The sequence below is a fragment of the Nocardia sp. NPDC049149 genome, from assembly GCF_043197455.1.
Classification (GTDB): Bacteria; Actinomycetota; Actinomycetes; order Mycobacteriales; family Mycobacteriaceae; genus Nocardia.
This window is the reverse complement of sequence record NZ_JBICTD010000009.1, coordinates 244,676-258,257: the sequence shown is the minus strand read 5'-3', so window position 1 is coordinate 258,257 and position 13,582 is coordinate 244,676. Positions and strand designations below refer to the sequence as shown.

Sequence of the window (13,582 nt, the reverse complement as noted above, 5' to 3'; positions counted from 1 at the left end):
CGAATGCTGACGAGGTCAAGCGCTCGACCCTACGCGGGTATCCAGGTGCGTACCAACAGGTTTTCGCCGTTGCGGATGACCCCCCGGTCCTTCCTTCGGCCGATGCCAGGCCTCGGCGCTCGTGCCTACGGTTGGCTCATGGAATCGCTGCTGGATTTCGTCCGCGCTCGCATCGCCGAGGACGAGGCGGGGGCTCGTGCCGATCGAGGCAACGGCGGCTGGTCGGGGCGCCGGATCCTCGACGAGTGCGCCGCCAAGCGGGCGGTGCTTGCGGCGTTGGAACGCGACCGGAAGAAGAAGTCCGAGGAGGACGCCTGGGATTGGCTGGACGAAGAATCTGCGATGTCATGGCTTTTCGGCGACTCGAAGGAGGACCAGTCCAAGCGGCTCGCGCGGGAGATCTTGCTGGCGATGGCGCTGCCGTACGCCATGCATCCGGACTATCGGCAGGAATGGTCCGCGCCACCCCGGCGCAGCCGCAGGTTCTGGTAGCTCGCTGGCGCATCCGGCTCGGACGCAGCGGGCCCGGCCGCGCGTGCGGCCGGGCCCGTGTCGGTGTCTCTTACCTGCTTACTTCGATCAGGCGCTTGCGCAGCCAGGTCAGCGCGGTGGCGCCACCACCGACCGAGTACCAGGGGTAGCTCTGGTGGATTCCGGACTTCAAGAAGTCGTCGACCTGCTTCTTGCGCTCTTCGTACGCCGAGTTGTTGAGCTGGTCGGACAACAGGCCGAGCCCGCCCGCCGCGAGGGCGTCGCTGATGAGTTCGTTCGCTTGTGCCTGGTAGGAGCCGAGTTGGCCCGGGTCCGGGTTGGAGATCTGCGCGAAGAAACCGGCGATCCGTGCGGCGTAGTCGCCGTCGGGGGTCGCGCAGTACAGATCGCCAGGGGCACAGAAGGTGTAAGTCTGCGACGAGAGCCAGCCGAAGCCGCCGATGCGCGGGCCGCCTGCGCCCGCACCCGCGACGGGCGGGCCGATCAGGGTGTCGGTCGGGGAGCGACGGGGATCGGAGATGAGTCCGACCAGCTCGACCCGGTCGGGGGACACCACACCGAGTCCGGTGCCGATCTCGGCAGCGAGGTCGCCTGCCGCGTCCGCGCCCTGGCTGTAGCCGAGCAGCGCGAAGTGCGTGGAGTCGCAGCGCTGCGCCACGTCACGGACCAGGTTCCTGGCATTCGCGACGGCCTCGTGTTTGGAACGACCGTACACATCGCCTTCCCAAGGGAAAGCGGTGGCAGGGTAGGCGACATAGCCGGTTTCGACGTCGCCGGGCAAGTTGTCGGCGACCGCGGCGAGCATCCCCTTGCCCGGGTCGGTGGTCGAGGTTTCCCAGGTTCCGGGAACCGCGACAACATACATTTCGGGACAACCCCGAGGGGCCGCCTGCGCGGTCGACGCGACACCGACCGGTAGGACGGCGGTCATCGTCGCAGCCGCACACGCGGCGGTGATCTTCCATCGCGAAAACATCGTTGTACTCCGTGTACTCACTGCCAGGCGGGTGCCCGGTCGGCGAAGGCGCTCGGTGTCCGGTTGAGCGCCGAAGGCTGTCTTTTCTTCAGTTGGATACCATGTGCGCCGGGGATGTCCCCGCAGATGGGAACAGTGTCCCAGAAAGTTCCCCCCACGCATGCTGTTCTGTACAGAGCGTAGTTGTTCGTCTGGGCGCGCCTGGCGCGGATGAGTCCTCGACTTCGGAACCTACCGGATGAGATCGAACTTTGCCCCGCACGCTGGTTAACACCAATCCGCGTGCCGCCGATGAGCCTCGATTCAACCGCGCGGAAACCGGCGCGGGATGGTCTCCTGTTCTCGTGCGGATTCCACACGTCCTGGTGGCGTTGCTGTTGCTGCTCCTGCCTATTGGGTGTGCGACTGGACCCGCTCCGATGGATTGGACGGCGGTCTGGATGACCGCACCGCACTTGCCAAGCAAGACGGCCACCCCGAATTGGTCGGTCGCCGGGTTCGCGAATCAGACACTGCGACAAGTGGTCCGGGTCAGCGACGGCGGAGCAACCACGCGCGTGCGCCTGACCAATCGTTACGGCACAACGGCGCTCATGGTTGCAGGGGCAACCATTGCGCGCAACGGCCGCAACGGCAGCATCCTGCTGGACACACTGCGCACCCTTTCCCTGGATCGCGATCCGGCGTTTCGGATTGCGCCGGGCGCCGAGGTGGCGACCGATCCAGTGCCCTTGGCGCTCGCACCACTGGAATCGATAACCATCACCCTCTACTTCGCCGAGCCGACCGGTCCGGCGACGCAGCACGCGCAAGCACTCGCCACCACGTATCGGGCCGAAGGGGATCATCGCGCGGACCCGACCGCCGACGCCTTCACCGAAACCACCCGGTCCTGGTACTACCTGGCCGGTGTCGACGTGCAGAACGTCTACCCACCGCGTCCCGGCGTCGTTGCATTCGGCGATTCCATCACCGACGGTGTCGGCTCGATGCCCGACTTCGACAACCGATTTCCCGACGAACTGGCCGAACGGCTCGCCTTCGCAGGCGCGGCCCGCCCGATCCTGAACGCGGGCATCAGCGGCAACCGCGTCACCGTCGACTCCAGCACGCTCGGCGACGCAGGCGTGCGCCGCTTCCGCCGCGATGTCCTCGACCAACCCGGCGTCGGCACCGTGATCATCTTCGAAGGCATCAACGACATCGGACTCAGCCGGAATGTCCCCGGCGCAGGCGATCCCGCGGTGCCGGTCTCGACCGCCCAACTGATCGCAGGCCTGCGCGACCTGATCAACCAAGCTCGTTCCCGCGACCTCCGAGTAATCGGCGCAACGATCCTGCCCTACTTAGGCTCTCCCTACGCCAGCGCAGGCGAACCGACCCGCGACGCCGTCAACGACTGGATCCGCACCTCCGGCGAATACGACGCCGTCCTCGACTTCGACACCCTGCTGGCCGATCCCACCGCCCCCGACCGCCTCGACCCCACCTTCGACAGCGGCGACCACCTGCACCCCAACGACGCGGGCTACCGCGCCATGGCCGCAGCAGTGCGCCCAGCAGATCTGCGCCAGTAGGTATGGGGGACAGGGGGATTGCTAGGGTGCTGGGGTATCTGCCGGGGAAGGCTCCGGTGGTGGGGACGGATCGCTGACGGGGCTGAGGACGGGTATGAAGCGAGCAGGTGGGGCGGGTAGTGTTGCGCGCCTTGGCATGACGGTGTTGGTCGCTGGTCTTTTCGCGGCGACCGCGGCGTGTGGCAAGGAGGCGGGGAGTTCGGCGAGTCAGCCGAGCAGTTCGGCTGCGGCGCCGTCGGCTGTGGTCGCGCCCTTCGAAGAGCACGCCATCGAGAACGAGTGTGTGCTGAGCGCGGCGGAGATCAGTGCGCTAGCGGGTGTCGGTCTCGGTGACGGGCAGGACATCGAGACCAAGCGGGCCGATGGTTCGTCCGGTCGTAGCTGCAAGTATTACCTGACCGAGGGCGGTCCGCTGGCGTTCACCGCGACGATCAAAGTCATGCGGCCGCACGAGGGTCCGGTCACCGACGCGATGATCACGCGACTCATCAAGCCGAGCACCCATCGGGTGCCCGGCGTCGGGCGGGCCGTGCTGATCGAGACCACGAGCGACTTCCCGCAGGCCTGGGTCTTCACCGACAAGCTCATCACCAGTGTCGTCCTGGTCGGCAGCAACGTGCCGACGCTGCCGACCGACGAGCAATGGACTATCGCCGCGCAACAGATCGTCGGCAAGCTCCCGACATAGTCATTGGGTGAAGTCGACGACGCTGCCGTCGACCCAGCGGGGCAGCCGGTCGGCGACGAAGGCCGCCAAATCACCGTCGCCCGCTGTCACTTCGTGAATTTCGGCGAGGTAGGCCTGCATGCCGCGCACGGCCGCGGGCGTCGAGCAGGATTCCAGGAAACCGGCCCGCTCCACATGCATTCCCTTGTCGAGGGATTCGGAGCCGCCGACGTAGATGGCGCGTTTGAGCGCGCCGACCGCGACGGGCGCGCGGCGGGCGAGCCGTGCCGCGGTGGTGCGTGCTTCGGTCAGCAGCCCGGCCGGCGCGACAAGCCGGTGCACCAGCCCGATTTCGTAGGCACGGGCCGGCGTGATGGGCGCGCCTTCGAGGCAGAGCTCCATGGCACGGCCCGCGCCGAGCACCCTGGTGAGCAACTGGGTGCCACCGCCGCCGGGAATGATGCCGACCAGCAGCTCGGGTTGGCCGATCTCGTACGGCCCGTCCGCCATCAGCCGAATATCGCAGGACAGCGCGAGTTCACAGCCACCGCCCAGTGTGCGACCGTTGAGCGCGGCGATGAACACCTTGTCCGAGTTGCGCATTCGATGGCCGACCTCGTGAAAGCGGCGCAGGTCGGCGACGCCCTTGGCGCCTGCGCGCGCCAATGCTGTCTGCGCACCGGGGATATGGTCGGCGACCCGGCTCGTCACCAGCGCGGCCGCCGCGGTCCGTGCCGTGAGCTGCACCGGTGATGATTCAGCGCCGGAAAGGATTTCGGCGACGTCGAAATGACTGACGAAGACATCTTCCACCGCGCTGGTCAGTATCACGGCGCGGCATGAATCATCGCGCGCCAGCGAGTCGAGCACTTCCCCCAGTGCGATCATGATGTCCGTGGTGAGGAAGTTGTAGGGCGGGTTGTCCAGCCACACGGTCAAAACTGCGCCGTCACGCTCGGTACGGATCATGCTGATGGATTCCTCTGTTCGTCGGCTGCCGGACGGAATGATAGAGAGTGCCCGGCTTCTCGCCCACACCTTCGAAAAATGCCGTGCACGTGCACAATTGAGAGCGGATAGTTCGGTCATCGGCCGAGGATCTAGTTCTTCGGAGTCGATCGGATAGATCTGAAGATGCATTTACCGCGCGACGGCCGGGGCCGACAATAGGACGGTGCCCGCCTATGCCGGGCCGGACGCAGGGGGCCAGGCGTCCTGGATCGAATCGGGCATGCGCCTCTCCCGGTGTCCGAAACCGCACGGAGGCAGCTCATGAGCGTATCTGCTCGGCAGAACCGAGAGAACTCGATCGCCCGCGCCCGGCCGGACAGCGACCAGAGCGCATCGGCTGCCCGGCACACCGCGTCGCAGGCCATCGGTATCGACCTCACCGCCGTCCCGGCCGTCGCACCGCCTATCGTGCGTGACGTGCTGCGCGACGCGGGCCAGCCGCTCGACAGCGCGACACTGGCCGCGATGAATTCCCATTTCGACACCGACTTCAGCCGGGTGCGGATTCACACCGGGCCGCAGGCGTCGGCCTCGGCGGCAGCTGTTGCGGCGCAGGCCTATACGGTGGGCCGGCACGTGGTTTTCGATTCGCGCGGATATCGACCTGGCACCGAGGACGGTCGGGAGCTCCTGACGCACGAACTCGCCCATGTGGTGCAACAATCCGCGCACGATCCGTCGGCCGGGGCGGCGCTGCGGATCGGTGATACGGGCGCTCCGGTCGAAGTCGCGGCGGCAGGTGCGGCGGCGGGTGGGCGGCACGCTCTCGGCACCGACCACGGGCCGGTGCTGCGACGTCAACCGGTCCAAAAGTCCATGGGCGACACCGGGATATCCAGCTCGACCACCCAGAAAACGCTGAGCGGGTTCGCGACCGGTTCGGCCGAGCTCACCGATGCGCATCAAGAGATCATCGCGCGCGTCGCGGCGGATCTGAATGCGCATCCGTTGATATTCGGCGGGTTCGTCACGCTGGTCGGTCAAGCGGATCGCCGCGGCGACGTGGGTGAGAACAAGGCATTGGGCCAACGTCGCGCCGAGGCGGTGCGGGATCGGTTGCGCCGGTTGGTCACCGACAACGACACCGCGCAGCAGATCGGGGCGTATTCGTTGGGTGCGCCGACGGAGGGGCCGGTCCGCGACGACCCGATGCTCCGCAAGGTCGATATCACCGTCACGCGGCGCACCCACACCATGAACACCCCAGTTCTGCAGCCGAGGCAGAAGATGCCGCACTACTTTCCACCTCCGGTCGATATCTCCCGCACCCCACGTCCTCCCGGGATCCGGGAGGAGGACTGGCCCTTTGACAAGGAGGGGCGCCCGAAGAGGCGGCCGCCGACGATTCTGCCGGACTGGCTCTATAAGGAGTTGCCGCCGCGCCCGAAGGACCCGGAGGTGATCATGTATCTGCTGACCGAATTGGTCACCGCGGTCGACAAACTCGTGCAAACCCAAGACCTGGCCAACGGATTGGCCCGCATCGCAGGCAAGGTGGCAAGTGGCCTCGGCCTCGGTGACAGCGCCAAGGTGCATCAGTTACTGATGGATGCGTACAAGAATGGGAAGGAAGCGGGAGTGAAGGCGCTGCTCGAGGCAATGATCAAGGCTGCGGCAGGCTCGCCGACCGGTGCCCAGGAAAGCCCGTACGGGCCCCCTGCGAAAGGGCCTGATGTGCCTGAGGCGTACGAGACCCCGGAAATCCCGCTCCCGTAGGCGTATTCAGGATCGTCGGCACTACCGACAGGTCGCTTACTGGGCACGTTCGCGGACGACGCGGGCGATATCGATGCGGTTCACCAGCCGCGCGGCTGGCAGCTGAGAGAGTGCGGCGGCGACCAGCACCGCGCCGACGGCGAGCAGCGGGAGCAGCCAACCGGTGGACAGCTCGATATCGAACATGTCACTGCGGAACGAGCGGAGGAACGCCCAGGCCGTGCATATCCCGGCGGCGAGTCCGATCGGCACCGCAAGCAGTGTGGCGGTGAGGTTTTCGATGGCGAGGGTGGCGGTGAGCCTGCGGACCGAGACGCCTGCCGCGCGCAACGTGGCCAGTTCGGTGGTTCGTTCGGCCAGGTTCACCGTCATGACGACATAGATCACGGTGAACGCCAAAATCGCGCCCAGCGTGAGCATCACGCCGATGAAGATCCAGAGCAGCCCGAGGAACTGGTCGGCTTGATCCGCCAAGGCGTGGGTGTCGGTGTAAGCGACGACGCCGGAGAGCCCGGTGATCGTGGCGCGCAGGCTGTCTCGGTCCGCGTCCGGTGCGAAGCGGAGCAGATAGCCGGTGGTGCCGAGACCCTTGATGTCGCGTGCGGTAGCGGTGGTCGCGTAGGCGAACGTGCCGAATGGTTCGTCGACGAACCCGGCGAGCGGAACCTGCTGCGGGCTGCCGAAAGCCGGTGTCACGGTGACGGTGTCGCCGACCGCGATGTCGAGCTTCGACGCCAGCTGCGCACCGGCGAGGATGCCGGTGTCGGGCAGGTTCCTGGTGCCGCCTGCCACGGTGCGAAAGCCGTGCATGGTTGTGTCGGAAGGCAATCCGGTCAACGTCGTCGGGTACGACTTGTTCCCGGCGCTGATGGTGACCGGGGTGAACACGCCCTCCTCGACAGCGGCGACGCCGGGAATTGCGCGCAACTGTGCGACGAGATCGCTACTGCCCTTGGTGACAAGGACCGTGGCGTCCTCGCGCTGCACCTGCCCGAACTGCACGTTCAGCATGTGCTGGATGCTGGTGAACATGCCGAGCGAGGCAAGGATCACCACCAGCCCGAGCACCGTGCCGACCATGGTGGCCACCGTACGACGCCGGCCTCTTGCCAAGGAGCGCAACGCCATTCGTGCGACCACCGGCAGCCAATGCCAGCGTGCGGTCAGCCGTGCGAGCTGGCCGGCGCGCACCGGTTGGGCGCCGTCGCCGCGCATCGCCTCCGCAGGGGCCGTGCGGGCAGCGGCGATCGCGGGCGCCGCAGCGGCGATGATGCCAGCGAGCAGCCCGAGCGCGAATCCGACCAGCGCGGTGGGGATTCGGTGCTCGACGACTGTGTCGGGTATCCCGATCTCGGCGGTATACACCCCGGTGATCGCGGAGGTCGCGACGAAGCCGCCGGCAACGCCGAGCAACGCGCCGATGCCCGCGATGCCGACGCCGTAGTTGATGTAGTGCCCGACGACGCTGCGCCTGCGTGCGCCCATCGCGAGCATGGTGCCGATGATCGGGCGTTCGGACTGGACCAGCCTGGTCATCAACACGTACTCGGCGATGGCCGCGGCCAGCAAGAACAGTGCGGGAAAGCCGATGGCGAGGGTGGAGAAGCCGTTCAGGTCTTCCTGCAGCGCCGCGTGCGAGGGCTGCTCGCGCTGCGGTTCGACGGCGGTCGCACCGGCCGACCGCAGCTGCTCTGCGACCTCGGATCGTTCCGCTGCGGTTGCGGCGGAAGACATTTCGATCAGGGTCTGATTCGGTTTCGGCTGACCGGCTAGGCGCAGTGCTTGTGCCTGCGGCGCGAACACGACGGCGAAGGAGTGCGGGTCGGCGACCACCTCCTGCCTGCTCCTGGCAGGCCACAGGTACTCCGCTGACCGCGCGACGCCACTGACCGTCACCGGCCGCCAAGCGGTGCCGTCGAAGATCTGTAGCGTGCTGCCCGCCTTCAGACCGAAAGTCTGGGCAGTGTGGTGTTCGATCACCACCTGCTCAGGGCGCGCCGGGTCGGGCAGCGCGCCCTCGGTCAGGTCGAGTTCGTTCACGCTCGGCGTGCCGGGCTGGGGGAGCCCGGCGACCCGGCCGACCAGCTTGGTGCCATCGATGGTCATGGGGACATCGGCTTGGGTACGCACCGCGACCCGGCCGACCCCTGGCGCTGCGCGCAGCGCCGTGGCGATGGTCGCCGGATCGCCACCGGTAGCGGTGAAATCGGCAAGGTGCAGCCGGGCATAGGTCTGTCGATACGACGTGCCGAGGTTGCGGAACGAGTCGTAGCTGGCGACGAACAGCAGGACACCGAGCAGCACCGTCGCGGTGATGGCGGCGACCTGCGCGGTGCGCCGCCGCAGGTCGCGCAGAATCTTCTTGGCCAGCACCGGTTTCGCGGACATCAGCATCGCGGTGTCACCACCTGATCGACGCCGCGTCGGCGGGGTTGGCGTTGTGGTCGCTGGACAGGACCCGGCCGTCGCGCATGCGGACGACCCGGTCGGCGATGTCCGCGGCGGCTTCGTTGTGCGTGACCATGACGACGCCGCGACCGGCCCGGCTGGTCTGCTGCAACAGTTCCAGCACACCTCGGCCGGTCGCGACGTCCAGTGCGCCGGTCGGCTCGTCGGCGAGGAGTAGATCCGGATCGGTGGCCAGGGCGCGGGCGATCGACACCCGCTGCTGCTGGCCGCCGGACATCTGCGCGGGGAAGTGGTCGACGCGGTCCGAAAGTCCAACGGCAGCAAGCAGTTCGGTGACCCGGTTCCGATCGCCGCGTCCCGTCAACTCGATGATGACCTCGACGTTCTCGCGGGCGGTGAGGCTCGGTATCAGATTGAAGAATTGGAAGACGAATCCGACGTGCTCGCGCCGGAACTCGCCGAGCGCGGCGGGGTGCTTGCGGGAAATATCCTGCCCGGCCACGACGAGGGTGCCGCTGTCGGCGGATTCGATGCCGCCGATCACGTTGAGCATGGTGGTCTTTCCCGAACCGCTGGCGCCGAGGATCGCGACCAGTTCACCGGGTTTGACATCGAGGTCGACATCGGCGAGCGCGTGTACGGCGGCTTCCCCTTCGCCGTAGGTCTTGCTGACACCGTGCAGGGTGATGCCACCCCGTGTGCGGTCAGCTGCGGGTTCGCTCGCCCTCGGCTGCTCGGTCATCGGAAACTCCTTCGTTCGCAAGACGTTCGGCAATTCCGGCCGCGCGGAGCAGCGGGCCGGACACGTCCACCGCGCCAAGGGTGGGATCGATCATTCGGTGCAGAATCAGCCCGTCGATGGCGGCGAGGGTGAACACGGCGGTGGCCTCCGGGTCGGCCACGCCTTGGTCGCGTAGCCAGTCGGCCAGCAGGGTCCTCGCCTCAGTGACCAGACCCCGGAGTTCGACTCGCAGTCGTTCGAGTCGCGTTGCGGCGAGCAGCATTTCGCTGACTGCCACCGTCGCGGGATCGGTCGAACCGTAGCCGGCGATGGCGCGCAGCATCTGGGCCATCGCTTCCGGCCCCGGCATCGCCGTGATCCCGGCCATCACGGCCTCGAACTCGGTGCGCGCCACCTGCATCGACGCGTCGATCAACAGATCGGTGACCGATCGAAAGTGATAGTGCACCAACCCGGGCCGCAGCCCCGCACGCTCGGCGACCATCCGCGTCGTCACCGCACCCCAACCATGCTCGACGATGAGCTCCACCGCCGCCGCCATCAACCGGCCACGAGTCTCGCGACCTTGCTCCGATGACGTCACCACGAGAATCTCCTACCGATCAGATTGGACGATCGCCTTGGGCGTACGACCAAACTAGCGCCCACCAGGCCGCAGTGCAATAGGTTCTCGGCTTACTGCCTGTCTGGGAGCTGGCGGGTCAGTGGAGGCGGGTGAGGATTGTGGTGGCGACGGCGACGGCTTTGGCGCAGATGTCCCAGGCGACGCCGGAGGTGATGCGGGGCGTGGCGATGCCCAAGTAGAACGATCCGCCGGACGGGACCGAGACGCGGATGTCGCAGCCGCCGCGGCGTCCGTCGGGGCGGAGGCTGGGCGTCAGGGTGGCCTGCTGATCGGCGATCGTGATCTGCTGCTCGAGCGGGTCGTGCACGGCACGAGGCTCGAGCGGGCTGGTCTGTGGCGCGAATCGGACGGTGTGGCGGGCCGACATCGAACTCTGGATGGAATGCCAGGAACAGGCGGGCAGGTGGCTCGGGGGCGTCGACGCCTGACCGGCAGCGTCAAGGACGAAGTGTGCGATGTCCTCCGGTCCGAGCACGCTGCACGGACGGTACGTGAGGTCGGCGAGCGTCCATGGTTGCGGCGGCAGAACCGACGTCGGCGCGGCAACCTTGGTCGACGACGACAACACCGGCTTCGCCTCGGTCCCCGTGTCACACCCGGAAACAAGCAGTGCCGCAGCCGATCCGACCAACAAGGTCACCCGGCAACGCGACGATACCGACATCATCAGTTCCTCCCACCACAGATCACACCAGACCGTGTCGCAGGATGTCGAGCTGGGCGGTCGGCTAGTTCGTCAGCAGGTCGGCGAGTGCGGCGACCGGCGCGCGGTGCAGGTGCTCGATGATGTTGCGTGGCTTGTTCTTCGGATCCTTGCGGTAGTAGGCGGCACCGGATTCGTACACCACGTAGACGTGCCCGTCGTAGAGCGCGAGACCTTCCGACATGCTGGGCGCGCGGAGGCAGTACAGGCGAGCCTTGTCGAGGTCGGCGGCGTTGGCGTCGCGTTTGACCACGTAGAGGTTGCTGCGGTTGGGCCTGCCGTAAGACGTGCTGTAGACGAAGAGGTCCTTGGTGACCATGAGGCCCTGGGTCTTCTTCGGAACCTGCCACGGACCGCCGGTCTGGGTCAGTGCACCGTTGTCGGCGACCCGGTAGGAGAACATCTGACCTCTGCTGTCTTCCAAGAACTTTCCGGTCCACAAGGTGTCGCCGGGTTCCTCGGCAGCGAGGAACGACGCACCGCCCGACACCGGTTGGGCGTCACCGTCTTCGGTGAGGTAGGTGGAATTCGCGATCGCCTGCCGTAGCCGATCCAACGCATACCGGCGCACCGTGTTCGCCTTGTCGCCCTGCACGAAGGCCCACCCTTGCCGTTCGAAGACCGCGACACCACCGACGTGCGAGGCGTCGATCGCCGCGGAGCCGACGTGCGCACCGGTCTTGGCGTCGATGCCGATGAGGTGCGCGCGTCCACCATCCGGCGCGTAGGAGGAGACGAGCAGCAGATCGTCAGAACCGTTCCATTTGGACCACCGCGCCATGCCCTGCGGGACGTGGGTACCAAGCTCCGGCACCTGGTGTGACGCGGAAAAGTGCTTGTCGTAGACATCGGAGGCACGCGGCCCCGAGTAGAACGCATGGTTGTCGGTGACTACGTCGTTGCAGGTGATCGCAGCGTCGGGCTCGGCCGCCGCAACAGACATGGTCGCCAGCATGATCACCACGCCACCGACCAGAAGAGCACGTACACGCGAACCGAACGACATCGTCACATCCTCGGCGTAGGAAACCGCCGACCCGATCGCCCGGCCGGGCAACGAACATCGATACCGCGGACCGGACCAAGGAATCGGAGGGCGGTGGTACGCGCCAACTGTAGGCAGGATCGACCCCAAGCGCGCGGCCAGAACCCGACCCGGCCGCAATTCTGTGCGACGGAACCAGCAACCAGCCCCGAACTCGTGCACCGAGTCCAATCAGCCTGCGTGGTTGGTCAGGCGACGAGGGTGAGGTGGGTGGGTTTGGGGGTGGCGCCGGTGCGGGTGAGGAGGCGGGACAGGGCTTCGGCGACGCGGGCCGGCTGTTCGAGGATGATCGAATGGCCTGCGCCGTCGAGGATCACGAGGTCGGAGTATTCGACAGCGGTGGCCATGGCGACGGAGTGCGAGGGCGGGGTCATCAGGTCGGCGGCGCCGCAGAGGATGAGCGTGGGGATCTTGGAAAGGGCTGGGAGGGTGGCGGTTTGGTCGTAGGCCATGAAGCTGGTCAAGAAGGTGGCCATGGTGACGATGGGGGTTTCGTTGTGCATGGCGTTGGCCAGCGCCAGCACTCGGGGGCTGATCTTGCGGTTGCCGAACTCGGCGGTGCGGACGATCGGGGCGAAGACCTTGCAGGCGAGGCGTTTTGCGTGCTGCATGGTGCGGGGAGCGCAACGAACGGCGGCCTGGAAGAGCGAGATGATCGGGTGGCGGAGGAGCCGGCCGAAGCCCGCGTCGGCGAGACCGCTTGCGGCGGTGGCGAGCAGCGCGACGCCGACGATGCGGGTGCCGATCTGATGCGGGTGCTGGCTCAGGTAGGTGAGTGCGGTCATGCCGCCCATGGAGTGGCCGACCAGGATCAGGGGGCCGGTGGGGGCGACCGCGTCGAGCACGGTGTGCAGGTCGTGGCCGAGCTGGTCGAGGGTGTAGGTGTCGCGCGGGGCGGCGGTGGAGTCGCCGTGGCCGCGGTGGTCGTAGCAGACGACCCTGGCGTGCGGGAATTGGCGGAGTAAGGAATCGCGGACGTCGGTCCAGGATTCGGTGCGCAGGCAATGGCCGTGCAGGAGGACGACGGTGAGTTCGGCACTGCGCGGTCCGTATTCGCGCACCGCGAGGGCAACACCGTCGGCGGTCGAGATCGTGGCACGACGTTCGGCCGAGGTGGCGCGGGTGCTCGAGATCGACATCGGTGGCTCCGGTCGGGTTGCGGTGGACTTGTCTAACTGTGCGCCGGATGTGCTGCCGCTTTTAGGGACCCGAGTGCTGAGGTATTGCCCCACGGGGGTGGGCTGATCGCCACCAAGGGTGTGTGGTGCCCCCGATGTTCCGGGGCGGTAGTCGTGGTCCCGACCGCGCGCACGATCCTCGACGAACTGCCGCTCAACCCCAATGGCACAGTCGATAGCGGGCGCGCTACCGGAAACGAACCGTCCGCACCATCGCCCGCCGATTGGGCACCGTGACCACGTAAAATCAACCCGATTCTAAAGCGTGACAACACATCTGGCGTGCGCGATTCTTATTTCAGGTCAAGAGTGCCAGCGTCAAGTCCCCGGCTAGCTGGCCGGCAACCCTCCATCCGCGGCGGGGTGCCCCGGGTCAAGACCAGGCCGAGCCGCGTACCGCGGTCCGGGCAAGCGCGGGCTCCGTCGTTTTCTGGGGCCCTG

General features: G+C 67.0%; 12 protein-coding genes and 1 riboswitch. Of the genes, 4 read left to right on the top strand and 8 right to left on the bottom strand.

All coding sequences use genetic code 11. From position 1 onward, the window contains the following. Positions 1 to 138 precede the first annotated feature (138 nt). Positions 139 to 492: a DUF6221 family protein gene (locus ACGFNJ_RS32740; RefSeq protein WP_393457085.1), complete on the top strand. Its 354-nt coding sequence runs from the start codon at positions 139 to 141 to the stop codon at positions 490 to 492. A 70-nt stretch (positions 493 to 562) separates the two neighbouring features. On the opposite strand, the gene ACGFNJ_RS32735 is transcribed toward ACGFNJ_RS32740, so the two are convergent. Next, entirely contained in the window at positions 563 to 1,468 is a 906-nt protein-coding gene (locus ACGFNJ_RS32735) for a cutinase family protein (RefSeq protein ID WP_393457082.1), read from the bottom strand. A 440-nt stretch (positions 1,469 to 1,908) separates the two neighbouring features. Between ACGFNJ_RS32735 and ACGFNJ_RS32730 the strand changes: the two genes are divergently transcribed. Both ACGFNJ_RS32730 and ACGFNJ_RS32725 read left to right on the top strand, forming a co-directional pair. Further along, the gene (locus ACGFNJ_RS32730) at positions 1,909 to 3,045 is read left to right on the top strand and encodes an SGNH/GDSL hydrolase family protein (protein ID WP_393457079.1); all 1,137 of its coding nucleotides are present in this window, start codon (positions 1,909 to 1,911) and stop codon (positions 3,043 to 3,045) included. Between the two features lie 136 nt (positions 3,046 to 3,181). After that, positions 3,182 to 3,733 carry a hypothetical protein gene (locus ACGFNJ_RS32725; RefSeq protein ID WP_393457076.1) on the top strand — a complete coding sequence of 184 codons (552 nt, stop codon included), beginning with the start codon at positions 3,182 to 3,184 and terminating at the stop codon, positions 3,731 to 3,733. Here ACGFNJ_RS32725 and ACGFNJ_RS32720 read toward each other — a convergent pair whose 3' ends face one another. Next, on the bottom strand, positions 3,734 to 4,681 hold the full coding sequence (locus ACGFNJ_RS32720; protein WP_393457073.1) for an enoyl-CoA hydratase/isomerase family protein: 948 nt from the start codon (positions 4,679 to 4,681) through the stop codon (positions 3,734 to 3,736). 303 nt (positions 4,682 to 4,984) lie between these two features. Between ACGFNJ_RS32720 and ACGFNJ_RS32715 the strand changes: the two genes are divergently transcribed. Continuing rightward, a complete protein-coding gene (locus ACGFNJ_RS32715) occupies positions 4,985 to 6,439 on the top strand; it encodes a DUF4157 domain-containing protein (RefSeq protein ID WP_393457070.1) in 1,455 nt (484 codons plus the stop codon). A gap of 36 nt (positions 6,440 to 6,475) precedes the next feature. On the opposite strand, the gene ACGFNJ_RS32710 is transcribed toward ACGFNJ_RS32715, so the two are convergent. The 6 genes from ACGFNJ_RS32710 to ACGFNJ_RS32685 all read right to left on the bottom strand — a co-directional run bounded on the left by ACGFNJ_RS32710 (position 6,476) and on the right by ACGFNJ_RS32685 (position 13,102). Beyond that, entirely contained in the window at positions 6,476 to 8,833 is a 2,358-nt protein-coding gene (locus ACGFNJ_RS32710; protein WP_393457068.1) for an FtsX-like permease family protein, read from the bottom strand. A 7-nt stretch (positions 8,834 to 8,840) separates the two neighbouring features. Further along, positions 8,841 to 9,590 carry an ABC transporter ATP-binding protein gene (locus tag ACGFNJ_RS32705; RefSeq protein ID WP_393457065.1) on the bottom strand — a complete coding sequence of 250 codons (750 nt, stop codon included), beginning with the start codon at positions 9,588 to 9,590 and terminating at the stop codon, positions 8,841 to 8,843. Beyond that, positions 9,553 to 10,176, bottom strand: a complete 624-nt coding sequence (locus ACGFNJ_RS32700) for a TetR/AcrR family transcriptional regulator (protein WP_393457062.1) — start codon at positions 10,174 to 10,176, stop codon at positions 9,553 to 9,555. The genes ACGFNJ_RS32705 and ACGFNJ_RS32700 overlap by 38 nt, the downstream gene beginning before the upstream one ends. A gap of 115 nt (positions 10,177 to 10,291) precedes the next feature. Continuing rightward, positions 10,292 to 10,855 (bottom strand): DUF3558 family protein, encoded by a 564-nt coding sequence (locus tag ACGFNJ_RS32695; protein WP_393457059.1) that lies wholly within the window; start codon positions 10,853 to 10,855, stop codon positions 10,292 to 10,294. A gap of 88 nt (positions 10,856 to 10,943) precedes the next feature. Beyond that, positions 10,944 to 11,924 (bottom strand): hypothetical protein, encoded by a 981-nt coding sequence (locus ACGFNJ_RS32690; RefSeq protein WP_393457056.1) that lies wholly within the window; start codon positions 11,922 to 11,924, stop codon positions 10,944 to 10,946. A gap of 227 nt (positions 11,925 to 12,151) precedes the next feature. Then, a complete protein-coding gene (locus tag ACGFNJ_RS32685) occupies positions 12,152 to 13,102 on the bottom strand; it encodes an alpha/beta fold hydrolase (RefSeq protein WP_393457053.1) in 951 nt (316 codons plus the stop codon). A 340-nt stretch (positions 13,103 to 13,442) separates the two neighbouring features. Beyond that, a riboswitch (SAM riboswitch) is annotated at positions 13,443 to 13,561 on the top strand. The last annotated feature ends 21 nt before the right edge of the window (positions 13,562 to 13,582 follow it).